Below are 22,353 nucleotides of genomic sequence, written 5' to 3'. Positions count from 1 at the left end.
CATGGAGCCAGGTCCGCCGGCATGGCGCCGCTTGTCGCACATCACCAGAAGGAAGTCCCGGCGTGAACGCTGCAGGCCCCCAGTCCTCCCCCCGATTCCGTCTTTCGCTGCTGCCGGCCTTGCTCGGTGCGCTGGCAGTGGCCATGTCCCTTGCGCTGCCCGTGGGCGCTGTCGCCGCCGAGCCGATCCGCATCGGCGAGATCAACAGCCAGGGGCGAGCCTCCACCGCCGGCCAGGCCTATCGCAATGGTTTGTCGCTGGCGCTGGAGCAGATCAACGAGTCCGGCGGCATCCATGGCCGCCCCTTGCAGCTCATCAGCCGCGACGACCAGGGCGATGCCGACCAGGCCGCCCGCAATGCCCGCGAACTGGTCAGCAAGGAGCATGTGGAGGTGCTGACCGGCACCATGCTCTCCGATGTGGCCCTGGCCGTGGCGCGCGAAGCCGCGCGCAGCAAGACCGTGCTGGTGGTGGGCGATGCCCTGTCCGATGCGGTCACGCTGGACAAGGGCAATCGCTACACCTTCCGCGTGCGTCCCTCGACCTACATGCTGGCCGCGATGCTGGCCGAGCAGGCCGCACGCATGCCGGGGCGGCGCTGGGCCATGGTGGCGCCCAACTATGAATATGGCCAGAGCGCCGTAGCCAGTTTCAAGATGCTGTTGAAGCAGGCGCGTCCGGATGTGGAGTTCGTCAGCGACCAGTGGCCGGCCATGGGCAAGATCAAGGCCGACGATGTGGCGCGGGCGATCCGCCAGTCGCGTCCGGACGCCATCTTCAATGCCACCTTTGGCGAGGACCTGCAGAAGTTCGTGCAGGCCGGCAATCGCCAGCAGTTGTTTGCCGGCGTGCGAGTGGTGTCGATGAGCTCGGCCGGTGCGCAGAGCCTCGATCCCAGCCAGAGTGAAGCCATTCGCGACTGGGTGGCCGTAGGTTACCCGTGGGACCAGATCAATACGCCGGAGCACCAGCGCTTCCTGGAAGCCTATCTGAAGAAATTCAGCGAACGTCCGCAACTGTCGGCGGTGCTGGGTTACAGCACCATGATGGCCATTGCCGGCGGCCTGAAGAAGAGCGAAGGCGGGAATGGCGAAGTGCTGCTGGAATCCCTGCGTGGCCTGCACTGGTCCTCGCCGCTGGGTGAGTTGAGCTTCCGCGCGCTGGACCAGCAATCCACGATGGGTGCCTTCATCGGCCTGGTCTCCCAGAAGGACGGGCGCAGCACCATGCGCGAATGGCGCTACCTCGATGGTACGGCCTACCTGCCGCCGCCGACCTATGTGCGTGGACGCCGTCCGGCTTCAGCGGGCAAGTGATCCGGTCTTTCGCCGCCCTCGGCCCTGTCAAAGCCCCCTCATGGCAGGGGGCTTTGCTTTGTGCGATCTCGGTTAAGATAGCGGTCGCGACGCTTCAGGGCGTGGCCAACGCATGACGCGGCGCGCTCCGGGGCAGCCCTCATGCACGTGGACCATCAACATGGCAGCATGCGGCATGTCCGCATCCGGACTTCATGATCATCACATCCTTACTCGACACCGACCTGTACAAATTCACGATGATGCAGGTGGTCCTGCATCACTTCCCCGGCGCGCAGGTCGAATACAAGTTCAAATGCCGCAACGAGCACATCGACCTGACACCCTATGTCGACGAGATCCGTGCCGAGATTGCCGCACTGTGCCGCCTGCGTTTCAAGGAAGATGAACTGAATTACCTGCGCGGCCTGCGTTTCATCAAGAGCGACTTCGTCGACTTCCTCGACCTGTTCCACCTGAACGAAAAATACATCACGGTCCAGCCTGATCCGGCCGGCAATGGCGAGATCGAGATCCAGGTGAAGGGGCCGTGGCTGCACACCATCATGTTCGAAGTGCCGGTGCTGGCCATCGTCAATGAAGTGTATTTCCGCGCGACCCAGCGCTCGCCCGATCTGGAAGAGGGCAGGGCGCGCCTGCGCAAGAAGATGTCGGTCATCACCGATGATGCCGAACTGGCCGGCTGCAAGATCGCCGATTACGGCACCCGCCGCCGCTTCTCGCGCAGCTGGCATGCCGAGGTCATCGACGAGATGAAGCAGCACATGGGGGACCACTTTGCCGGTACCTCCAACGTGATGTACGCCATGCAGCATGACCTGACCCCGCTGGGCACCATGGCGCATGAATACCTGCAGGCCTGCCAGGCACTGGGTCCGCGCCTGCGTGATTCGCAGACGTTCGCCTTCGAGATGTGGGCGCGCGAGTATCGCGGCGACCTGGGCATCACGCTCTCGGACGTTTATGGCATGGATGCCTTCCTGCGCGACTACGACATGTATTTCTGCAAGCTCTTCGACGGTGCGCGCCATGATTCGGGCGATCCGTTTGAATGGGGCGAGCGCCTGATCCAGCATTACCGTGACAACCGTGTCGATCCGTCCAGCAAGGTGCTGGTGTTCTCCGACAGCCTGGACTTCGACAAGGTGCGTGCGCTCTACCTGCGCTTCAAGGATCGCGCCAAGGTGGCCTTCGGCGTGGGTACCAATCTCACCAATGACCTGGGCTACACGCCCCTGCAGGTGGTCATGAAGATGGTCCGCTGCAATGGCCAGCCGGTGGCCAAGCTGTCCGATACGCCTTCCAAGAACATGTGCGATGACCCGGCCTATGTGAATTATCTGCGCCAGGTGTTCCAGATCAAGGCCTGACCGGATTTGCACGATACCTGAAAGTTTTTCCACTCGGGCTTTTTGGGCATGCGGGCCGCATGTCGGCTGCTATAGTGTGACTCCTCGTGACGACCTGCGCCGCAGGTGGTCCCGGGGAGTTTCTCCTTCTGCCTTCCATCAGGACGACATTTGCTGACCCGACATACTTCTTCCGCCATTTTCGCCTTGCTGGTTGTGCTCTTCCCCCTGCCGGGGTGGAGTGCCGAACTCGACGGTGCCGGGCTGTCCCTGGCCTGGGCCTTGCCGTTCGCGGGCGTTCTGCTGTCCATTGCCGTGCTGCCGCTGCTGGCCCCGGCCATGTGGCATCACCATTTCGGCAAGATCGCCGGCGCCTGGGCGCTGGCCTTCCTGCTGCCGTTTGCGGCCCTGCATGGTGCGCATGCGGCCCTGGCCATCAGCGTGCATGCGCTGGTGGCGGAATATCTTCCCTTCATCATCCTGCTGACCGCGCTCTTCACCGTGGCCGGTGGCATCTGCGTACGCGGCAACCTGCATGGCACGCCCGCACTCAATACCGGACTGCTGGCACTGGGCACCTTGCTGGCCAGCGTCATGGGCACGACCGGTGCGGCCATGCTGTTGATCCGCCCGCTCATCCGCGCCAACGATGACCGCAAGCACACGGTCCACGTCGTGGTGTTCTTCATCTTCCTCGTTGCCAATGCGGGCGGCTCACTGACGCCGCTGGGCGATCCGCCGTTGTTCCTGGGCTTCCTCAAGGGCGTGGATTTCTTCTGGACCGCGCGCCATCTGCTGGGTCCGATGGCCTTCCTGTGCGGTGCGTTGCTGCTGATCTTCTATCTGCTGGATCGCCATTTCTATCTCAACCACGAAGAGCGCCGCCCGCTCGATCCCACGCCGGACTCGGCGCTGCGGCTGGAAGGCAAGTTCAATTTCCTGCTGCTGGGCGCAGTGGTCGGTCTGGTACTGATGAGCGGCTTGTGGAAACCGGGCGTGGCGACCGAGGTGCTGGGCACGCCGCTGGAATGGCAGAACCTGCTGCGCGATGGCGCGCTGCTGGGCGTGATCCTGCTGTCGCTGTGGCTCACGCCAACATCTGCCCGCGCTGGCAATGACTTCGGCTGGGGGCCCATGCTGGAAGTGGGCAAGCTTTTTGCCGCCATCTTCCTGACCATCGCCCCGGTGATCGCCATGCTGCGGGCGGGCGAGCAGGGCGCGTTTGCCGCCGTGGTGCACGCCGTGACCGGGCCGGACGGCAAACCGGACGACGTGATGTATTTCTGGATGACAGGCGTGCTGTCTTCCTTCCTCGACAATGCGCCGACCTATCTGGTGTTCTTCAACACTGCCTCCGGCGATGCGCGGGAACTGATGGGGCTGCTGGCCTCGACGCTGGCGGCCATCTCCGCCGGCGCCGTCTTCATGGGGGCCAACAGCTATATAGGCAATGCGCCCAACATGATGGTCAAGGCCATCGCCGAGGAGCGCGGCATCCGCATGCCGAGCTTCTTCGGCTACATGGCGTGGTCGGTGGGCATCCTGGTGCCGCTGTTCATCGTCATGAGCTTCCTGTTCTTCTGAGTGCTAACCCCGCTTTCTTCCGATAACGAAACCGAGACCACGAGACCCGCATGAAACCCAAGATCTTCGTCGCCCGCGCCGTCTTCCCTGAAGTCCTGGCGCGCCTGGAGCAGCATTTCGAGGTCGAATCCAACCAGGATGACCGCATCTACAGCGCCGATGAGCTGCTGGCCAAGGCCAATGGCAAGGATGGCCTCTTCACCACCCCGAGCGAGCCGGTGACGGCCGCGCTCTTCGCCGCCAATCCGCAACTGAAGGCGGTCTGCAACATGGCCGTGGGCTACAACAACATCGATGTTGCTGCCGCTACAAAAGCCGGCGTCATGGCCACCAACACGCCCGACGTGCTCAATGAAACCACCGCCGACTTCGGCTGGGCCCTGATGATGGCGGCTGCGCGCCGCATCACAGAATCCGAGCACTTCCTGCGCGCCGGCAAGTGGAAGAAGTGGAGCTATGACAGCTTCGTCGGCCCCGACATCCATGGAGCCACCCTGGGCATCATCGGCATGGGCCGTATTGGCCAGGCCATCGCCCGCCGTTCGCTGGGCTTCGACATGCAGGTGCTGTACCACAACCGTTCGCGCCTGGCCCCCGAGCTGGAAGCGCGCGCCAACAACGCCCGCTACGTCAGCAAGGAAGATCTGCTGCAACAGGCCGACCACGTCGTGCTGGTATTGCCTTACTCAAAGGACACGCACCACACCATCGCCGCCCCCGAGCTGGCGCTGATGAAGCCGACCGCCACGCTCACCAACATCGCGCGCGGCGGCATCGTCGATGATGCAGCGCTGATCGCCGCCCTGCGTGAAGGCCGTATTGCTGCCGCCGGGGTGGATGTGTTCGAGAATGAACCTTCGTTCAAGCCGGAATTCCTCGGTTTGAGCAACGTCGTGCTGACCCCGCACATCGCCAGCGCCTCCACGCCCACGCGCCTGGCCATGGCCAACTGTGCAGCTGACAACCTGATCGCGGCGCTGTCGGGCGAGCGTCCGCCCAACCTGCTCAATCCGGACGTGGCGGCGCGCTGATTCGCCGCGCCTGCTGAAGCATCAAACAAAACGGGCGCACCTGAGACCAGGTGCGCCCGTTTCTTCATCGGCAGGCGGCAGGCATCCGGGGATGCCGCCGTCATGCCTGCATCAACCCTTCAATTCATTGAAGATGTCGATGTATTCCTGCTGCGCTTCAGCTTGCGGCTTGCCCTTCAGGGCGGCCCAGGCGTCGAACTTGGCGCGGGCCACGAAGTCGGTCATGCCGGGGCGCTCGCCCTGCACGTCGCCGTTGCTGCCCTGCTTGTAGAGGCCATACATCTTCAGCAGGGTCATGTTGTCGGGACGCTCGGGCAGGCTCTTGGATTCTGCCACGGCGGCTTCGAACTGTTCTTGCAGGGTGCTCATGTCTCTCCTCCCTCTGGCTCAGACGGCCAGCAGTTCGACTTCGAAGATCAGGGTGGCATTCGGGGGGATCACGCCGCCCGCGCCACGGGCACCATAGCCCAGGCCTGCCGGGATGATCAGCTTGCGGGTGCCGCCGACCTTCATGCCTTGCACGCCTTCATCCCAGCCCTTGATGACGTGGCCGGCGCCCAGCGGGAAGGCGAACGGGTCATTGCGGTCCTTGCTGGAATCGAACTTGCTGCCGGCGGTGCCGTCCGTGTTCTGCAGCCAGCCGGTGTAGTGCACGGTGACGTGGCTGCCGGCCTTGGCTTCATCGCCAGCGCCAACGTTGATTTCTTCATATTGCAGCCCGGAAGCTGTGGTGATGATGGACATCGGTTTCCTTTCGGTGAGGGGATGGGTTGGCGGCCATGTGGCCAGATTCCTGACCACTGCTGACCCAGTGAAATGCTTCGTGGAAACATTGCGTGTGCCAGGCCGTGCATCAGGCGTCGCAGGTGCGCTGCGACTGGTGTTCAGGCCGCCCCGGTGGCGTCATGCGACCGGATCGGCAGGCAGTGTAAACCAAAAATCTAGAAATTTTTCATATTGCTTCAGTGGGCTGTCAGCGGGATCGTTGCAGCGAGCGTTAAGAGCCGAGGACGTGCTCCAGGGGCTGCTCTGGCACGATAGATCAGGCATTTTTGAGTAAAGTTCTTCATGTTGCGTCGATTCAGCCAACTTTTATCCCTTTCCCTGCGCGCCGCCTTTGTCTCGGCCGTGTTGGCCTGTATGGCCGCCCCGGCCCATGCCAACGTCGTCGTGGTACTCAACTCCGGTGACGCTTCGGTATCGCTGCTGGACGAAACCGGCGAGAAGGAGTTGTCGACCTTCTCGGTGGGCAAGGAGCCGCACCACCTGATGGCCACGCCGGACAACAAGTCCTTGATCGTGGCCAGCGCCACCGGCAACCAGTTGCTCTTCCTCGATCCCAAGACCGGTGCTGTGCAGCGCAAGCTGCGCGACATCATCGATCCCTACCAGATCGGCTTCACGCCCGACCAGAAGTGGTTCGTTGCCACCGGCCTGCGTTTGGACCGGGTCGATGTCTACAGTTACGACGGCCAGGACCTGAAGCTGTCCAAGCGCATCCCGCTGGCCAAGACCCCCAGCCACATCGCCTTCGACAACGCCAGCACCACCGCCTTCATCACCCAGCAGGGCAGCGACCAGATCAGCGCCATCGACCTCGCCACCCAGCAGGTCAAGTGGACCATGCCGGTAGGCAAGCTGCCGGCCGGCATCATCATGACCCCCGACAACAAGTACCTGATGGTCGGCATCATGGGCAGCGACTACGTCGAAGTGATCGACTGGCGCACCCAGAAGATGGTCAAGAAGATCAAGACCGGCATCGGTGCCCACAACTTCCGTGGTCAGGGCGACAAACGCTACGTCTACGTCTCCAACCGCGTGGCCAACACCATCAGCGTGGTCGATATGACCACTTTGGAGAATGTCGGCACCATCAAGGTCCCCGGCGGCCCGGACTGCATGGAAGTGACCGCCGATGGCAAGACCATGTGGGCCACCCTGCGCTGGAGCAAGAAGGTCGCCGTGATCGACCTGGAAACCCGCTCGGTGACCAAGGTGATTCCGGTAGGCCGCTCGCCGCACGGCATCTACCTGTACAACCGCGCGCCGGATCTGTAATGGCGGACGCATCGTGGAGGACCTGCCGATGACGTTGCGTCCTTTGAAACCCTCCCTGCGCGGCCTGTGCCTGTTCGCCATCCTGGCGGCTGGCCAGGCCGTTGCGCAATCGGCGGCGCCGGAAGCACCCGCCTGCAAGGGCAGGATCTACCTCACCTTCGATACCGGCAGCCAGTCCCAGGCCGAACTCATCGAGCAGACCCTGCAGCGCCACCACATCAAGGCTACTTTCTTCCTCGCCAACGAGAAGACCATCCACGGCGACTATTCCCTGGATCCTGCCTGGGCACCGCTGTGGAAGCGGCTGGTGGCCGAGGGGCACGCCTTCGGCACCCATACCTTCGACCACGTCTACGTGGTGCGCGACCTGCCCGAGGGCAAGATCGAGGTACGTCCGCAGTTCGGGGCGCAAGCCGGCAAGAAGCTGCAATGGACGCCGGCCCAGTATTGCGAGGAAATGAAGCGTGTCGATCAACGCTTCCAGCAACTGACCGGCCACAAGCTTGATCCGCTCTGGCGTGCGCCCGGTGGCCGACTGACCCACAACCTGCTCAAGGCCGGCGAAGCCTGCGGCTATGCCCATGTGGCCTGGGCCCCCGCTGGTTTCTCGGGCGATGAACTGCCCAGCGACAAATTCCCCAACGAGATGCTGTTGAAGAAAGCCCTGGACGGGCTCAAGGATGGTGATATCTTCCTGGCCCATATGGGTATCTGGTCGCGCCAGGATCCGTGGGCGCCAGCCGTGCTGGAGCCGCTCATCAGCGGGCTGGAGCAGAAGGGGTTCTGCTTTGCCACGCTGCGCGAGCATCCGTCCTACCGCCACCTGTTTGCCGCCGGGAAGGAACGCTGATCCCGGACACCAGTCCAAACCGGCGCCGGCCCAGGGGAGGGGAGCTGCCGCCGCCACCGTCACACCGAATCAACGCTATCCATGATCCAGACCATTTCCGACCTCTTTGCCACCGTCCAGGGCTGGCTCTTCGAAACACTGGTGCAACCACTGGTGTTCTTCATCGGCATGGGGGAATTCGTCGAAGAAGCTTTCACCGGCACTGAATTCGTCCTGGTAGGCATCTGTGAGCTGGTGATCCTGTTCCTGATCCTGCGCCCGCTGGAGTCTGCCATCCCGGTGCATCCCATCACCGACCCGCGCGCCCGCTGGAACGATTTCATCTACACCGTGCTGCAGCGCCTGGGCATCATCCCCATCATCGCCTTCCTGCTGCTCGATCCGGCGCTTTCGTATCTTTCCGAAGCCCTGCACCTGGAAGGCTGGGGCACCTTCAATCTCGACCAGGTCTGGCCCGGCGTGACCGACCGCGCGCTGGTGAGCTTCCTGCTCTACATGGTGGTGCTGGACCTGTGTGAATACATCTACCACTGGGCCCAGCACAACGTGCGCTGGATGTGGGCGCTGCACAGCCTGCACCACAGCCAGCAGAACATGAACCTGTGGAGCGACGACCGCAACCACATGCTGGACAACCTGGTGCACGACATCATCTTCGGCCTGATTGCCGTCCTGATCGGCGTGGAACCCTCGCAATACATTCTGCTGGTGTCGCTCTCGCGCATGCTGCAAAGCCTGCAGCATGCCAACGTGCGCATCCACTTCGGCCGCCTGGGCGAATACCTGCTGGTGTCGCCGCGCTTTCACCGCACCCATCACGCCATCGGGCTGGGCCATGAAAGCCGGGGCCGCAATTCGCTGGGCGGATACAACTTCGCGGTGCTGTTCCCGATCTGGGATGTGCTCTTCCGCACCGCCCACTTCAGCCAGGGCTTCGCCATGACCGGCGTGCGCGACCAGCTGCCGCCGCCGGCCGGCAAGGGACGCGACTACGGACGCGGCTTCTGGGCGCAGCAATGGCTGGGTTTGAAACGCCTGGTCGAATTCACCCGCAGGAAGCCCCGCTGATGCGCCTGTTCATCGCTTCCTTCGGGCGTGCCCTGCTGGCGCAATTGCATATCCGCATGTTGTGGCTGACAGTGCTGCCCTTCGTCGTGTCGCTGGGCTTGTGGGCGGTTTGCCTGTGGCTGGGGCTGCAACCCATCATCGACTGGCTGCAGGGCTACTTCGTCTCGCACGGCATGTTCGGCGAGATCGGTGGCATGCTGGCCTGGTTCGGCATGGGGGCGCTCAAAACGGTATTGGTACCCTTGCTGGCCATGTGGACCCTGCTGCCGCTGATGATCCTGACGGCGCTGGTGTTCGTCGGCTTGTTCACCATCCCTGCCATCGCCCGTCACATCGGCATGCGCCACTATCCCATGCTGGACAAGCGCCACGGCGGCAGCGTGGCCGGCAGCCTGTGGACCTCGCTGTGGTGCTTCGCCGTCTTCACGGTGCTGTGGCTGGCCACGATCTGGGTATTCCTGATCCCGCCGCTGGCCTTCGTCATTCACTCGCTGCTGTGGGGCTGGCTGACTTATCGCGTGATGGCCTATGACACCCTGGCCGACTACGCCAGCACCGAAGAACGGCGTGCCGTCCTGCACCTGCATCGCTGGCCGCTGCTGGCCGTGGGCACCATCGCCGGTGCGCTCGGTGCGGCACCGACGCTGCTGTGGCTGGGCGGGGTGCTGTCGGTGATCCTGCTGCCGGCGCTGGCGGCGGTGGCGATCTGGCTGTACGTCGTGGTGTTCGTCTTCACCGGCTTGTGGTTCCAGTTCTATTGCCTGGAAGCGCTGCTGCGTTATCGCAGCGGCCAGGCACCCGATGGTCCTGCCGACACCAACGTCATCGACGTGACGCCACGTTGACGCCGGTTTGATGGTCCCTGCCCGAGACGAACCCGGGGCAGGGCAATCCGTCCCCGGCCCGAATCGGGCATAATCGCCGCAGTGTTTCATCAACCTATCGGGCAGACAGACTCATGGCATTCGGACTCATCATCATCGGCGACGAGATCCTCTCGGGCCGCCGCATCGACAAGCATTTCCCCAAGGTCCTGGAGCTGCTCAGCCAGCGTGGACTGCAACTGTCCTGGGCCGAGTACCTCGGCGACGACCCCGAGCGCATCACCGCCACCCTCAAGCGCACTCTTGCCACTGGCGACGTGGTGTTCTGCACCGGCGGCATCGGCGCCACCCCTGACGACCACACCCGCCAGTGCGCGGCCGCTGCACTGGGCGTGCCGCTGGTGCTGCATCCCGAAGCCAAGGATAAGATCCAGGAGCGCATCGCCGACATGGCCCGCGAAGCCGGGACCACGCCCGACTTCAACGCAGCGGACAACCTGCACCGCCTCAAGATGGGCGAATTCCCGCAGGGCGCCTCCATCATCCCCAACCCCTACAACAAGATCCCCGGTTTCTGGCTCAACAACACCAGCGGCACCGGTGCGCATTACTTTGCGCCGGGCTTCCCGGTGATGGCCTGGCCGATGTTCGAATGGGTGCTGGAGACCCATTACGCCGACCAGTTCCACCGCCAGGCCTGGGCCGAGCGCTCCATGCTGGTGTTCGAAGCGATGGAATCGACCCTGACCCCGCTGATGGAAGCCATCGAAGCGCAATTCCCGCTGGTGAAGGTGTTCAGCCTGCCGCACGTGGGCGACGACAAGACCCGCCGCCACATCGACCTGGGCGTCAAGGGTGACCCGGCCCAGGTGGAGCCGGCTTTCGAGAAGATGCAGGACGGTCTGCGCGCGCTGCACGCCGAGTATCAGATCAGCAACTGAGGCCGCTGCCGGCGTTGGCGCAGGTCAAAAAAAATGCCCCGGCCAGACCGGGGCATTCATTTCTGCGGGAGAACCCGGAGATTACTTCTTGGTTGCGCGGGTCACCTTGGCGCCGGCCTGGGAGATCTGGTCCACGGCGTTGGTCACGTTGGCTTCCAGCACTTCAGCGGCTTGCTTGGCGTTCTTGGTGAACTGCTCGTAGCCTGCGCTCAGGTTGCCGATGGTGGACTTCAGGATCGAGATGGCTTGCTCGGAACCGGCCGGTGCATTCTTGGCGGCTTCGTCGATCAGTGCCACGACCTTGCGGTTGACTTCGGCGATCTGGGCTTCGGCAGCCTTCGTCAGTTCAGCCTGGGTGCTGGAGAAGATGCCGCTCAGGTGACGGCCGTAGGCCACCGACTTTTCCAGCGTCGGCTGGGCGTGCGAGCTGGTCAGGGTGAAGAATTCCTGCGGATCCTTGGCCGAGAACAGCTTTTGCGCAGCAGCCTGGGTTTCTTCGAGCGAGGACTTGGCAGCCTTCAGGTTCAGGTCCACCAGTTTTTCCACGCCTTCAAAGGTCTTGCTGGCCAGCTGGTTGAACAGGGCGATTTGCGCTTCAGCGTTGGCTTTGGCAGCGGCGGAAAATTGCTCGGTGTAGGTCGTCATGTTGAAACATCCTTCTCGTTGATGGGTTGATGAACAAAGCAGCGACAGTGATTGCTTACGGACCGATCAGTGTTGACAGGTGGATCCCCGATGTAATTTCTTCTTTGAATATGATGCGATGCACAAGGCGGATTCTAGTTCAATCGTGCATAAAGTCAAACGTTTCAATGCACGGGAATCATAAAAAGCGCTTCAAAATTGATCCAAGTCTAATCAAGGACTTAGCGTTGTTTTAGGAATTTTCTGAAAAGAGATGCCATTCCGGATGAGCTTTTGCGTCGCAGCATCAAAAGCGGTTATCGTTGCGGGTCGCGCAATCGTTTGCGCTGCGCAGCAAAGCGTTTTGTTGCAATGCGGCAATCACATCAACGTAACGGAAAATCAATGTGAAAGCGTACTACAGTGATCACTTCGTTTTACCCCTGCCACCGGGCCACCGCTTCCCGATGGTGAAGTACCGGATGATCCGGGAGGGGGCTGCGGCTGCCGTGCCGGATCTGGACTTTCACGAGGCTCAGCCCGCCAGCGACGGCGAACTGGCGCTGGCCCACCATCCGGACTATATCGCCCGCGCCAGTGCCGGCGAGCTGACTGCCGCCGAACAGCGCGAGATCGGCTTCCCTTGGTCACCGCAGATGGTCGAACGCTCGCGCCGCTCTTCAGGAGCCACCATTGCCGCCTGCCGCGCCGCCTTCAGCGAGGGAATCGCGGTCAACCTGGCCGGCGGTACGCATCACGCCTACGCCGATCATGGTGCAGGTTTTTGCGTCTTCAACGACGCCGCCATCGCGGCCCGGCTGATGCAGGCGGAACGCCGTGCGGCGCGGGTGGCCATCGTCGATCTGGATGTGCATCAGGGCAACGGCACCGCTTCCATCCTGGCGCGTGATGATTCAGTGTTCACCTTGTCGCTGCACGGAGAGAACAATTATCCTTTCGAGAAAGAGCAGAGCGACCTCGACGTGGCCTTGCCAGATGGCGTGGGGGATGCCGATTACCTGCAAGCTCTGCGCGACGCCCTGCACACCCTGCAGCAGCGTTTCGCCCCGCAGTTGCTGATCTATCTGGCCGGGGCCGACCCGCATGAGGGCGACCGCCTGGGCAAGATGAAGCTGACCCTGGGCGGACTGGCGGCCCGCGGCGAGACGGTCTTCGGCCATGCCCGCGAGCATAAAATCCCGGTTGCGGTTACGATGGCGGGCGGTTACGGACGAGATATCGAACAGACCGTCGCCGTACACATACAAACGATAAGACTCGCCAGCCTCCACGCTGCCCGCTGGAGCGCACGATGAGATGACCCGGGCAGCACCCCCGTGCGCCCGCTGATGGAAAAGAAATGATGCAATCCGCCGCCGGTGCCCGCCGGCCTCGCCAGCTCCTGATGAGCCTGGTGCCTTTGTTGTTCGTGCTGATCTGGAGTACCGGCTTCATCGTGGCCAAGTTCGGCCTGCCGTATGCGCCGCCGTTGACGTTCCTGCTGCTGCGCTTCACCGGCGTGCTGGTGGTCCTGCTGCCGCTGGTGCTGTTGTTCCGCGCCCCCTGGCCGCACGGCCGCATCCGCCATGTGGCGGTGGCCGGTGTGCTGCTGCAGGCGGGTTACCTGGCCGGGGTCTGGTGCGCCATCAAGATCGGCATGCCGGCCGGCTTGTCGGCCCTGATCGTCGGGCTGCAACCCATCCTCACTGCCTTCGCCGCCCCCTTGCTGGGCGAGTCGGTGAAGGGCCGGCAGTGGATTGGCCTGGCGCTGGGCCTGTGCGGGGTAGGGCTGGTGGTGGCCAACAAGATTTCACTGATTGGCCTGTCCACTGCCAGCATCGCGCTGTGCGTCTTTGCCTTGCTGTGCATCACGGCCGGTACGCTGTACCAGAAGCGTTATTGCGCCCACTTCGATCTGCGCACCGGCACGGCGATCCAGTTCATGGCTTCCATCGTCGTCGTCTTGCCCTTTGCCGTGGTCGTCGAAGGACTGGACTGGCAGTTGAGCAACGTTCATTGGACACCGCAATTCATCGGCGCACTGCTGTGGTCGGTGCTGGCGCTGTCGATTGGCGCGATCTTCCTGCTGTTTGCGCTGATCCGGCGCAGTGCTGCCACCAGCGTCACCAGTCTGCTGTACCTGACGCCGCCGACCACGGCCGTCATGGCCTGGCTGATGTTTGGTGAAGCGTTCAGCCTCATCGGTGCGCTGGGCATGCTGGTGGGTGTGATCGGCGTGGCCTTCGTGGTGCGCAAGTAATCCATTGCGGTGTGGTGACGTTCTTCAGCCGGGCGTCATCGCGCCCGGCATCAGCGTCACCAGCTTCAGGTCGGGGCGGTTGGCCACGCGGAAATTGACCTGACGGTACAGCAGTTCCCCCAGCTGCGGATGCTGGAAGCGGCGCTCGCCACCTTCACGTTCGATCACATCCTGCAGGTGCCAGGCCCGCTGGAAGAGCGGGCTGGCGGCCGACAATTCCTCCACCAGCCCCAGCAGTTCCGGATCATCCAGCAGGCTGGCGCTATCGGCGCGGAATTCGGCCACCAGCCGCCGCGCCCGTTGTTCCCATTCCACCGTCAATGATTGCGCGGCCGCGCTGCTGAACATGAAGCGCAGCAGGTTGGGCGGTTTTTCCTTGCCATCCAGCCACCCTGCAAAAAGCTTCCTCGCCGCCGGATTCCAGGCCACGGCATTCCAATAGCGGTCCAGCAAATAAGCCGGGGCACGGAACTGGCTGACCACTTCCAGGATTTCCGGCGCCACCACGGTGGCGGCCTGCTGCTCCGGCAACACCGGATCTTTCTTTCCCGCCAATTCAAACAGGTAGGCCCGTTTGGCACGTGGCAGGTGCAGCGCATCGGCGATGCGCGCCAGCGCTTGGGGCGAGACCGAATCCGTGCGCCCCTGTTCGATCCAGGTGTACCAGGTCACGCTGATGCCACACAGTTGCGCCACTTCCTCACGCCGCAGGCCGGGGGTGCGGCGCCGTCCATGGGCCAGATGCGGCAGGCCGGCCTGGGCTGGTGCGGTCTGTTCGCGCTGGGATTTGAGGAAGTCGCCAAGGGCGCGGCGGGCGAGGTCGGGTTCCATGAAGACGGGCAGGGTGGTGGTCGGGGTAATAGTATAAATGCTTCACTTGTAACAGGATAAGAATTCGCTAGACTGGCGTTTCCTTCACAGCACTGCTGTCTTTTCCTTCATATCACCCCGGAGCCCCGCCATGCGCAGCCATCAGCAAGTCGTCACCGAACAGTTCGGCAGTACCGCCGCCGCCTACCTCACCAGCAGCGTCCATGCCCAAGGGTCCGACCTGCAGGAGCTGGCGCAGATCGCTGCCTCCATCCCTGGCGCACGCGTGCTGGACCTGGGCTGCGGCGGCGGCCACGCCAGTTTTGCCGTGGCACCGGTGGTGGAGAAGGTGATTGCCTATGACTTGTCCGAAGAGATGTTGAAGGTGGTGGCCAGCGCCGCAATCGAGCGCGGCCTTGAGAATCTGGCCGTGCGCCAGGGCAGTGCCGACCGGCTGGATTTTCCTGATGCCAGCTTCGACCTGGTCTGCACGCGCTTTTCGGCCCACCATTGGCGTCAGTTGCCGCAGGCCCTGAATGAAGCGTTTCGCGTGCTCAAGCCGGGTGGACGCTTCATCGTCATCGACACTGCCGCGCCGGCGGATGTCTTGGCGGATACCTATGTGCAGGCCATCGAATTGTTGCGCGATACTTCACATGTACGCAATGTCAGCCTGAACTCCTGGCGCAAGCTGCTGCGCGGCGCCGGCTTTGCCATCGCCAGCGACAAGACCTGGAAGCTGCGCCTGGAATTCGATACATGGGTGGCCCGCATGCGCACGCCGCAAGACAACATCACCGCCATTCGCGCCCTGTGGCAGGCTGCGCCCGGCGAGGTGAAGGAGTATTTCGCCCTCGACGCGGCCTGTTCCTTCTCCATCGACGTAGCCATGCTGGATGCGCGCAAGCCTTGACCGGACCAGGCCGGCGCGTTCAATCCCGGCCAATGAAAACGCCCCGTCCCCGCCCTTGAAGGCAGGAGACGGGGCGTCAACGATATGTGACACTGCCTCGTTATCAATTCACTTTGGATTATCGTAAAGCGAACATCTGGGGTCAGTATTGCCGTCTGTTATCGTGATTGTGACCGAAAGCTGACAGCTAGACTGGTAATATGCCGTCTCGTTGGCCTGGGTTTTGCTTGAGAAAATTCGAAAAACATCGAGCAGCCACCCGGCAAATTTGCAGTAAATCCCGAAAAAGTGTGGGGCACCGGATCGGGCGCGGAGATAGAAACGCGTTTAAAAAAATGCGCTAACGTCTTAATTCTCTTGCGAAAAATCTGCATTTTGCTACACTGCCAACGTTTCTCTTGTGTACTTTCAGGGTAAATTGGGGGGAGTTCCACCTATGATCAAATCAGCGCTGGCCATTTTCACATCACTACTGTTCATCCACGCTGGTTTGGCTCCTGCCGCTGCCCAGACGGTCAACAATGCCGCCAAGAAAGCGCCGGCCAAGAAAGTCGTGGCCAAACGCCCGGCCCAGGCCGTCAGCAAGACGGTGGCCAAAGGCTCCCTGAACAACCGCGAAAAACTGGTCCGCAAGGTCAGCGTGGTCAAGGGCAAGCGTCACATCAGCTACCAGCGCGTTTCGGCCGCGCCGTCCATTCCGGTGGTGCCGCCGGTGATGACCGCCGGTGATCTGGCCGGCCTCAATCTCACTCCTGATCCGGTCGGCCTGCGTTCCAACGTGGCGCTGGTGATCGACCAGGCCAGCTCGCAAGTCCTGTTCGAGAAGAATTCTTCAGTTGCGCTCCCCATTGCCTCGGTCACCAAGCTGATGACCGCGCTGGTGGTGGTCGAAGCGCGCCTGAACATGGAAGAAACCCTGACCGTCACCGATGACGACGTCGACCGCGAAAAGCACAGCAGCTCGCGCCTGCGCGTGGGCGCGACCCTGAGCCGCGATGACATGCTGCACATCGCCCTGATGAGCTCCGAAAACCGTGCTGCCTCCGCGCTGGGCCGCAACTACCCGGGCGGCCTGCCGGCCTTCGTGGCGGCCATGAACGCCAAGGCCCGTTCGCTGGGCATGACCGATACCCGCTATGTCGATTCGACCGGCCTGTCCAGCCAGAACGTGGCCAGCGCCCGTGACCTGGCCAAGCTGGTGGTGGCGGCCTACAACTATCCGATCATTCGCCAGTACTCCACTGATCCCAAGTACATGGTCGAGCCCAGCGGCCATGCCATGCAGTACAACAGCTCCAATCGCCTGACCTCCAACAAGGAGTGGGATATCGGCCTGCAGAAGACCGGTTTCATCAACGAAGCCGGCCACTGCCTGGTCATGTATACCCGTATCGAAGGCCGTCCCATCGTGATGGTGTTTCTTGACTCCAAGGGCCGCCTGTCGCATGTGGGCGATGCCGCGCGCATGCGCAAGTGGCTGGTGGAAGACCAGCCCAACCTGACCCGCGTGAAGATGGTGCGGGCGGACGAGGGTTGATTCTTGCTTCACCTGCCGCAAATAAAAAGCGAACCTGAGGGTTCGCTTTTTTTATGCCTTGCGTTGGTTTCCAATGCAGCGGGGTGAGGTTTCAGCCGCGATCCTTGCGATATCCCAGCGCCGATGAAATCTGGCTGGCCGTGCTGACCAGGTCATCCACCCATTCATCCTGCAGGCGGTCGGCCGGGGCCGAGATCGACAGGCCCGCCACCAGCTTGCCGCTGTCGTCGCAGATGCCGGCGGCCATGCAGCGCACGCCCAGTTCCAGTTCCTCGTTGTCGCGCGCATAACCCAGCGCGCGCACCATGGACAGTTCGCGCTCCAGCTTGGTCAGGTCGGTAATGGAGTTCTTGTTGTGTCCGGCCAGCCCGGTGCGGGTGGCATAGGCGCGCACGTTCTTGGGATCGTCCACCGACAGGAACAGTTTGCCGGTCGAGGTCAGGTGCAGCGGCGCGCGGCCGCCGATGGCGCGCACCACCTGCATGCCGGAACGTTCAGAAAAGGAGCGGTCGATATAAACGATTTCATCAGCCTGCCGTACCGACAGGTTGATCGTCTGGTGCGTCTTGCGATGCAGCGCCCGCATGAAGTCCAGCGCCGCTTCCCGCACCGACAGCCGGCTCTTGACGATATTGCCCAGTTCCAGCAGGCGCATGCCCAGACGATAGGTGCCCGGTTCCACGCGGTCAACGAAGCGCTTCACGACCAGGTCGTTGAGGATGCGGTGCGCCGTCGACGGATGCAGGTCGGTCGCCGCCGACAATTCCTTCAGGCTCACCGGGTCGGGATACTCCGCCAGCGCGTCGAGCAGCGACACCATGCGCTCGATGACCTGGATTGAAATCTGTTCTGTCTCGCCTGCAGCTTCTTTTTTCATGGCGCGGCCTGGTGCGTTGCAATATGAAGGTTATACCACAATGTGAAAAGAACAAAAAGTCCGGTCGTGCTTTTCTTGCGTGACGAGAGCTTCACATAGCCCGATGTGAGGGCCGGAAAGCCGCGTCGGGCGGGGAGGGCAGCCTGGTACGATTTCAGCACGCTCGTCTCCTCAACCAAGACTTTGGTTATATAGACAGGGATCCTTATTCCGGCGCCGTGTTCTTTCATATCTGTTTTTCGCATATCGAGAGAAGAAAGTATTCGTTCTTTTTGGTCTGCAGGCTCATTAACCTGTGTGCTCCAAAACAACAGAACATGCGGGAACGGATATGCTGAAGAAGATCATCAAATCGGTCGCCGCCGCCCTGGTGCTGGCGCAAGCCGCCTCGCTGGCGCACGCGGCCGATATTTCGCTGCTCAATGTCTCTTATGACCCGACGCGCGAACTCTACGCCGACTACAACAAGGCCTTCGCCAAGTACTGGAAGGAAAAGTCCGGCGACAACGTCACCATCAAGGCTTCTCACGGCGGCTCCGGCAAGCAGGGCCGTTCGGTGATCGACGGCATCGACGCTGACGTGGTGACCCTGGCCCTGGCCTACGACATCGACGAAATCTCGGAAAAGGCCAAGCTGCTGCCGGCCGACTGGCAAAAGCGCCTGCCGCACAACAGCTCGCCCTATACCTCCACCATCGTGTTCCTGGTGCGCAAGGGCAATCCCAAGGGCATCAAGGACTGGGGTGACCTGATCAAGCCGGGCGTCTCCGTCATCACCCCCAACCCCAAGACCTCGGGCGGCGCCCGCTGGAACTACCTGGCGGCCTGGGCCTATGCCAAGCAGAAGGGCGGTAGCGACGACGCCGCCCGCGACTACATCGCCAAGCTCTTCAAGAACGTGCCGGTGCTCGATTCCGGTGCCCGTGGCGCCACCATCACCTTCGTCGAGCGCGGCATCGGTGACGTGCTGCTGGCCTGGGAAAACGAAGCCCTGATTTCGCTCAAGGAATGGGGCCCGGACAAGTTCGACATCGTCGCGCCCTCGATTTCCATCCTGACCGAGCCGCCGGTGGCCGTGGTGGACAAGGTGGCTGACCGTCGCGGTACCCGCAAGGTGGCCGAGGAATACCTGAAGTACCTGTACTCGGAACAGGGCCAGGAAATCATCGCCAAGAACTACTACCGTCCCATCGATCCCAAGATCGCTGCCAAGTACGCTTCGCAATTCCCCAAGCTGAACCTGGTGACCATCGACAAGGATTTCGGCGGCTGGCAGAAGGCGCAGAAGACGCACTTTGCTGACGGCGGTACTTTCGACCAGCTCTACGCACCCAACAAGAAGTGACCTGAACCTGCAAGAGGGACCGGCCCGGCCGGTTCCATCCACCCCTCAGCACAAGCACACGACATGACTATCCTGTTACTGGCCGGCAGCCCCTCGGCACCCTCCCGTTCCACCCGTCTGCTGCACCACGTCGGCGACAAGCTGGCCCACCTGGACCACCGCTACGCGCGCCTGGATGTGCGCGACCTGCCGGGGCAGGCCATCCTGCGCGCCGACTGGAACGATCCGGACATCAAGGCGGCCCTGGCTACCGTCGAAGAAGCCTCGGCCGTGGTGGTCGCCACCCCGGTCTACAAGGCGGCCTACAGCGGCATCCTGAAGGCTTTCCTGGACCTGCTGCCGCAGTTCGGCCTGACCAACAAGCTGGTGCTGCCCCTGGCCACCGGTGGCAGCCAGTCGCACATGCTGGCCCTGGACTATGCGCTGCGCCCGGTGCTGTCGTCGCTGAACCCCAAGCACGTGCTGCCCAGCATCTACGCCACCGAGGCGCAGGTGACCTGGAGTGAAGAAAACGGCCTGGTGCTGGATGCGCCCATCGAAGCCCGCGTCAATGAAGGCGTGGAGCAGCTCTCGGCCAGCCTGCAAGCGCTGCACAAGATCGCACCTGAAGAATTCCGCGAGATTCCGTTCTCGCAGCTGCAGTACAGCGTGTCGTACTGAGCTGAAGCTGGCCGGCCCTGATCCGGCAGCGCAATCCGACTTGCAAAAAGAACCGGCTGGTAGAGCGGATGGCCCTCTGCACGCCCGCATTCTGGAATCTGGAGAAAACATCGTGTCCGCCAACAAGAACAAGACCATTCATTTCCCGCGTCGCCGCACCCTGCAGCGCCTCTCGGCCATCGCCCTGGGCGCACTGGCTTTCTCTCTGGGCACAGCCCCGGTGCAGGCGCAGGAAACCAAACTGCTGCGCATCGGCTATCAGAAAGCCGCCAATACCCTGGTGCTGCTCAAAGCCCACGGCGCGCTGGAAAAGCGCCTGCAGCCGCTGGGCGTGGAAGTGAAGTGGGCCGAGTTCGCGGCGGGTCCGCAACTGCTGGAAGCGCTCAACGTGGGCTCGGTCGATTTCGGCTACGTCGGTGAAGCGCCGCCGGTCTTTGCGCAAGCGGCCGGTGCCGACTTCGTCTACACCGCCTATGAAATCCCGACCCCGGAGGCCGAAGGCCTGCTGGTGCAAAAGGATTCACCCATCAAGAGCGTGGCCGAACTGAAGGGCAAGAAGATCGCCTTCAACAAGGGTTCGGACGTGCATTGGCTGGTAGTGGCCTTGCTGAAAAAGGCCGGCCTGCAGTACAGCGACATCCAGCCGGTCTACCTGGCCCCGGCTGACGCCCGTGCCGCCTTCGAACGCGGTGCGGTCGATGCCTGGGCGATCTGGGATCCGTTCCAGGCCGCTGCTGAAAAGCAGGTCAGCGCACGTCGCCTGGCCTCGGGCGTGGGCGCGGTCAGTCACCACCAGTTTTTCCTGAGTGCGCGTCCCTTCGCGGCCAAGAATCCGCAGGTCCAGAAGATCCTGCTGGAAGAGATCACCCGTGAAGGCGAATGGGTCCGTACCCACACTGCTGAAGCCGCCGCCCAGCTGGCGCCCATCCAGGGCCTGGATGCCGACATCATCCAGACCGGCCTGAAGCGCTATGCCCACGTCTACAAGCCGGTCGATGCCCAGGTGCTGGCCGAGCAGCAGAAGATCGCCGACGCCTTCTTTGAACTCAAGCTGATCCCCAAGCAGCTCAAGGTCAGCGACGCCGTCCTCAAATAAACAACACTGACATCGACCACCTCTAGTCCAGCAGCTCAGGAGTCAAGCATGAACGTTTTCTGGTTTATCCCTACTCACGGCGACAGCCGCTATCTCGGCACCTCCGAAGGTGCGCGCCCGGTGACCCATGACTACATGAAACAGATTGCCGTGGCGGCCGATACCCTGGGCTACGATGGCGTGCTGCTGCCCACGGGACGTTCCTGCGAAGACGCCTGGGTAGCTGCAGCCAGCCTGATCGATGCGACACAGCGCCTGAAATTCCTGGTGGCAGTGCGCCCCGGCCTGACCGCGCCGACCCTGTCGGCGCGCATGGCCGCGACCTTCGACCGCCTCTCCAATGGCCGTCTGCTCATCAACGTGGTCACCGGTGGCGATCCGGTGGAGCAGGAGAGCGATGGCATCTTCGGCAGCCATGCCGAGCGCTATGAAGTGTCCGACGAATTCCTCAAGATCTGGCGCGACGTGCTGGCCAAGACCCACACCGGCGAAGAAACCAACTTCGAGGGCAAGCACCTCAGCGTCAAAGGCGCCAAGGCGCTCTATCCTCCGGTGCAGGCACCGTATCCGCCGCTGTACTTCGGTGGCTCCTCGGACGAAGCCATCGACCTGGCCGCCGAGCAGGTCGACGTCTACCTGACCTGGGGCGAACCCCCGGCGGCCGTGGCCGAAAAAATCGCCCGCGTACGCGAACGCGCCGCCAAGGCCGGCCGCACGCTGCGCTTCGGCATCCGCCTGCACGTGATCGTGCGCGATACCAATGAAGCCGCCTGGCGCGCCGCCGACGAACTCATCAGCCGCCTGGACGACGAGACCATCGCCAAGGCCCAGGCCAACTTCGCCCGCATGGACTCGGAAGGGCAGCGCCGCATGGCTGCCCTGCACGGCGGCCGCCGCGACAAGCTGGAAGTGAGCCCCAACCTGTGGGCCGGCGTCGGCCTGGTGCGCGGCGGAGCCGGTACCGCGCTGGTGGGCGATGGCCCGACCGTGGCTGCCCGTATCAAGGAGTATGCTGACCTGGGCATCGATACCTTCATCCTCTCCGGCTATCCGCACCTGGAAGAATCCTACCGGTTTGCCGAACTGGTGTTCCCGCTGCTGCCGCGCACCCAGCGCGAAGGCCTGGCCGGTCCTTTCGGCGAGATCGTCGGCAATACCGAACTGCCCAAGCCCGCGCCTGTGCGCGTGTCGGCAAGCTGAGGCCGGC

Annotated in this window: 22 protein-coding genes; 17 read left to right on the top strand and 5 right to left on the bottom strand. The window is 62.7% G+C overall.

Annotation, left to right across the window (positions count from 1 at the left end; all coding sequences use genetic code 11):
- The first annotated feature begins 143 nt into the window (after positions 1-143).
- From MKD49_RS16095 to MKD49_RS16080, 4 genes are all read left to right on the top strand, one after another.
- Positions 144-1,316, top strand: coding sequence for an ABC transporter substrate-binding protein (locus tag MKD49_RS16095; protein WP_256497698.1), 1,173 nt, complete (start codon positions 144-146; stop codon positions 1,314-1,316).
- A 194-nt stretch (positions 1,317-1,510) separates the two neighbouring features.
- Complete coding sequence (gene pncB / locus MKD49_RS16090; protein WP_034340811.1) at positions 1,511-2,686, top strand: nicotinate phosphoribosyltransferase; 1,176 nt, start codon at positions 1,511-1,513, stop codon at positions 2,684-2,686.
- 150 nt (positions 2,687-2,836) lie between these two features.
- Entirely contained in the window at positions 2,837-4,249 is a 1,413-nt protein-coding gene (locus MKD49_RS16085) for a sodium:proton antiporter (RefSeq protein ID WP_371925479.1), read from the top strand.
- A gap of 50 nt (positions 4,250-4,299) precedes the next feature.
- Complete coding sequence (locus MKD49_RS16080; protein ID WP_252696810.1) at positions 4,300-5,280, top strand: D-glycerate dehydrogenase; 981 nt, start codon at positions 4,300-4,302, stop codon at positions 5,278-5,280.
- A gap of 111 nt (positions 5,281-5,391) precedes the next feature.
- Here MKD49_RS16080 and MKD49_RS16075 read toward each other — a convergent pair whose 3' ends face one another.
- Both MKD49_RS16075 and MKD49_RS16070 read right to left on the bottom strand, forming a co-directional pair.
- Positions 5,392-5,649 carry an acyl-CoA-binding protein gene (locus MKD49_RS16075; RefSeq protein ID WP_034340818.1) on the bottom strand — a complete coding sequence of 86 codons (258 nt, stop codon included), beginning with the start codon at positions 5,647-5,649 and terminating at the stop codon, positions 5,392-5,394.
- 18 nt (positions 5,650-5,667) lie between these two features.
- Complete coding sequence (locus tag MKD49_RS16070) at positions 5,668-6,024, bottom strand: FKBP-type peptidyl-prolyl cis-trans isomerase (RefSeq protein ID WP_039787583.1); 357 nt, start codon at positions 6,022-6,024, stop codon at positions 5,668-5,670.
- Positions 6,025-6,348: 324 nt separating this feature from the next.
- Here MKD49_RS16070 and MKD49_RS16065 point away from each other — a divergent pair, with 324 nt between their 5' ends.
- The 5 genes from MKD49_RS16065 to MKD49_RS16045 all read left to right on the top strand — a co-directional run bounded on the left by MKD49_RS16065 (position 6,349) and on the right by MKD49_RS16045 (position 11,024).
- Positions 6,349-7,341 (top strand): beta-propeller fold lactonase family protein, encoded by a 993-nt coding sequence (locus tag MKD49_RS16065; RefSeq protein ID WP_252696809.1) that lies wholly within the window; start codon positions 6,349-6,351, stop codon positions 7,339-7,341.
- A gap of 28 nt (positions 7,342-7,369) precedes the next feature.
- Positions 7,370-8,191 (top strand): polysaccharide deacetylase family protein, encoded by an 822-nt coding sequence (locus MKD49_RS16060; protein ID WP_252696808.1) that lies wholly within the window; start codon positions 7,370-7,372, stop codon positions 8,189-8,191.
- 81 nt (positions 8,192-8,272) lie between these two features.
- Entirely contained in the window at positions 8,273-9,259 is a 987-nt protein-coding gene (locus tag MKD49_RS16055) for a sterol desaturase family protein (RefSeq protein ID WP_252696807.1), read from the top strand.
- Complete coding sequence (locus MKD49_RS16050; RefSeq protein ID WP_121038840.1) at positions 9,259-10,104, top strand: EI24 domain-containing protein; 846 nt, start codon at positions 9,259-9,261, stop codon at positions 10,102-10,104. The genes MKD49_RS16055 and MKD49_RS16050 overlap by 1 nt, the downstream gene beginning before the upstream one ends.
- A gap of 113 nt (positions 10,105-10,217) precedes the next feature.
- Positions 10,218-11,024: a molybdopterin-binding protein gene (locus MKD49_RS16045; protein WP_252696806.1), complete on the top strand. Its 807-nt coding sequence runs from the start codon at positions 10,218-10,220 to the stop codon at positions 11,022-11,024.
- A gap of 81 nt (positions 11,025-11,105) precedes the next feature.
- Here the strand turns inward: MKD49_RS16045 and MKD49_RS16040 are convergent, their stop codons facing one another.
- Positions 11,106-11,669, bottom strand: coding sequence for a phasin family protein (locus MKD49_RS16040; RefSeq protein WP_145603080.1), 564 nt, complete (start codon positions 11,667-11,669; stop codon positions 11,106-11,108).
- A gap of 386 nt (positions 11,670-12,055) precedes the next feature.
- Here MKD49_RS16040 and MKD49_RS16035 point away from each other — a divergent pair, with 386 nt between their 5' ends.
- Both MKD49_RS16035 and MKD49_RS16030 read left to right on the top strand, forming a co-directional pair.
- Positions 12,056-12,964: a histone deacetylase gene (locus tag MKD49_RS16035; RefSeq protein WP_371925478.1), complete on the top strand. Its 909-nt coding sequence runs from the start codon at positions 12,056-12,058 to the stop codon at positions 12,962-12,964.
- 44 nt (positions 12,965-13,008) lie between these two features.
- The gene (locus MKD49_RS16030; RefSeq protein ID WP_134221928.1) at positions 13,009-13,908 is read left to right on the top strand and encodes a DMT family transporter; all 900 of its coding nucleotides are present in this window, start codon (positions 13,009-13,011) and stop codon (positions 13,906-13,908) included.
- A 24-nt stretch (positions 13,909-13,932) separates the two neighbouring features.
- On the opposite strand, the gene MKD49_RS16025 is transcribed toward MKD49_RS16030, so the two are convergent.
- Positions 13,933-14,739, bottom strand: a complete 807-nt coding sequence (locus MKD49_RS16025; protein WP_252696805.1) for a helix-turn-helix transcriptional regulator — start codon at positions 14,737-14,739, stop codon at positions 13,933-13,935.
- Between the two features lie 130 nt (positions 14,740-14,869).
- Here MKD49_RS16025 and MKD49_RS16020 point away from each other — a divergent pair, with 130 nt between their 5' ends.
- Together MKD49_RS16020 and pbpG are read left to right on the top strand one after the other, a co-directional pair.
- On the top strand, positions 14,870-15,631 hold the full coding sequence (locus MKD49_RS16020) for a class I SAM-dependent methyltransferase (protein ID WP_252696804.1): 762 nt from the start codon (positions 14,870-14,872) through the stop codon (positions 15,629-15,631).
- 436 nt (positions 15,632-16,067) lie between these two features.
- Complete coding sequence (pbpG, locus tag MKD49_RS16015) at positions 16,068-17,168, top strand: D-alanyl-D-alanine endopeptidase (RefSeq protein ID WP_121038858.1); 1,101 nt, start codon at positions 16,068-16,070, stop codon at positions 17,166-17,168.
- 91 nt (positions 17,169-17,259) lie between these two features.
- Here pbpG and MKD49_RS16010 read toward each other — a convergent pair whose 3' ends face one another.
- Positions 17,260-18,045, bottom strand: a complete 786-nt coding sequence (locus MKD49_RS16010; RefSeq protein WP_034329682.1) for an IclR family transcriptional regulator — start codon at positions 18,043-18,045, stop codon at positions 17,260-17,262.
- A gap of 331 nt (positions 18,046-18,376) precedes the next feature.
- On the opposite strand from MKD49_RS16010, the gene MKD49_RS16005 reads away from it, so the two are divergent.
- The 4 genes from MKD49_RS16005 (at position 18,377) to ssuD (ending at position 22,346) form a co-directional block, all read left to right on the top strand.
- Complete coding sequence (locus MKD49_RS16005) at positions 18,377-19,390, top strand: sulfate ABC transporter substrate-binding protein (protein WP_039790387.1); 1,014 nt, start codon at positions 18,377-18,379, stop codon at positions 19,388-19,390.
- 63 nt (positions 19,391-19,453) lie between these two features.
- On the top strand, positions 19,454-20,050 hold the full coding sequence (ssuE, locus tag MKD49_RS16000) for an NADPH-dependent FMN reductase (RefSeq protein WP_252696803.1): 597 nt from the start codon (positions 19,454-19,456) through the stop codon (positions 20,048-20,050).
- A gap of 112 nt (positions 20,051-20,162) precedes the next feature.
- Positions 20,163-21,146, top strand: coding sequence for an aliphatic sulfonate ABC transporter substrate-binding protein (locus MKD49_RS15995; RefSeq protein ID WP_252696802.1), 984 nt, complete (start codon positions 20,163-20,165; stop codon positions 21,144-21,146).
- 48 nt (positions 21,147-21,194) lie between these two features.
- Positions 21,195-22,346, top strand: coding sequence for an FMNH2-dependent alkanesulfonate monooxygenase (ssuD, locus tag MKD49_RS15990; RefSeq protein WP_252696801.1), 1,152 nt, complete (start codon positions 21,195-21,197; stop codon positions 22,344-22,346).
- The last annotated feature ends 7 nt before the right edge of the window (positions 22,347-22,353 follow it).

Origin of the sequence: Herbaspirillum sp. WGmk3, from assembly GCF_023952535.1 — a bacterium.
GTDB lineage: Bacteria > Pseudomonadota > Gammaproteobacteria > Burkholderiales > Burkholderiaceae_D > Herbaspirillum > Herbaspirillum huttiense.
This window is presented reverse-complemented; position numbering and strand designations above follow the sequence as displayed.

Excerpts from the sequence above, each read along its gene's own strand:
- MKD49_RS16095 (WP_256497698.1), top strand. The coding sequence starts at position 144 with ATGTCCCTTGCGCTGCCCGTGGGCGCTGTCGCCGCCGAGCCGATCCGC.
- pncB (WP_034340811.1), top strand. The coding sequence starts at position 1,511 with ATGATCATCACATCCTTACTCGACACCGACCTGTACAAATTCACGATG.
- MKD49_RS16080 (WP_252696810.1), top strand. The coding sequence starts at position 4,300 with ATGAAACCCAAGATCTTCGTCGCCCGCGCCGTCTTCCCTGAAGTCCTG.
- MKD49_RS16075 (WP_034340818.1), bottom strand. The coding sequence starts at position 5,649 with ATGAGCACCCTGCAAGAACAGTTCGAAGCCGCCGTGGCAGAATCCAAG.
- MKD49_RS16070 (WP_039787583.1), bottom strand. The coding sequence starts at position 6,024 with ATGTCCATCATCACCACAGCTTCCGGGCTGCAATATGAAGAAATCAAC.
- MKD49_RS16065 (WP_252696809.1), top strand. The coding sequence starts at position 6,349 with ATGTTGCGTCGATTCAGCCAACTTTTATCCCTTTCCCTGCGCGCCGCC.
- MKD49_RS16060 (WP_252696808.1), top strand. The coding sequence starts at position 7,370 with ATGACGTTGCGTCCTTTGAAACCCTCCCTGCGCGGCCTGTGCCTGTTC.
- MKD49_RS16055 (WP_252696807.1), top strand. The coding sequence starts at position 8,273 with ATGATCCAGACCATTTCCGACCTCTTTGCCACCGTCCAGGGCTGGCTC.
- MKD49_RS16050 (WP_121038840.1), top strand. The coding sequence starts at position 9,259 with ATGCGCCTGTTCATCGCTTCCTTCGGGCGTGCCCTGCTGGCGCAATTG.
- MKD49_RS16045 (WP_252696806.1), top strand. The coding sequence starts at position 10,218 with ATGGCATTCGGACTCATCATCATCGGCGACGAGATCCTCTCGGGCCGC.
- MKD49_RS16040 (WP_145603080.1), bottom strand. The coding sequence starts at position 11,669 with ATGACGACCTACACCGAGCAATTTTCCGCCGCTGCCAAAGCCAACGCT.
- MKD49_RS16030 (WP_134221928.1), top strand. The coding sequence starts at position 13,009 with ATGATGCAATCCGCCGCCGGTGCCCGCCGGCCTCGCCAGCTCCTGATG.
- MKD49_RS16025 (WP_252696805.1), bottom strand. The coding sequence starts at position 14,739 with ATGGAACCCGACCTCGCCCGCCGCGCCCTTGGCGACTTCCTCAAATCC.
- MKD49_RS16020 (WP_252696804.1), top strand. The coding sequence starts at position 14,870 with ATGCGCAGCCATCAGCAAGTCGTCACCGAACAGTTCGGCAGTACCGCC.
- pbpG (WP_121038858.1), top strand. The coding sequence starts at position 16,068 with ATGATCAAATCAGCGCTGGCCATTTTCACATCACTACTGTTCATCCAC.
- MKD49_RS16010 (WP_034329682.1), bottom strand. The coding sequence starts at position 18,045 with ATGAAAAAAGAAGCTGCAGGCGAGACAGAACAGATTTCAATCCAGGTC.
- MKD49_RS16005 (WP_039790387.1), top strand. The coding sequence starts at position 18,377 with ATGCTGAAGAAGATCATCAAATCGGTCGCCGCCGCCCTGGTGCTGGCG.
- ssuE (WP_252696803.1), top strand. The coding sequence starts at position 19,454 with ATGACTATCCTGTTACTGGCCGGCAGCCCCTCGGCACCCTCCCGTTCC.
- ssuD (WP_252696801.1), top strand. The coding sequence starts at position 21,195 with ATGAACGTTTTCTGGTTTATCCCTACTCACGGCGACAGCCGCTATCTC.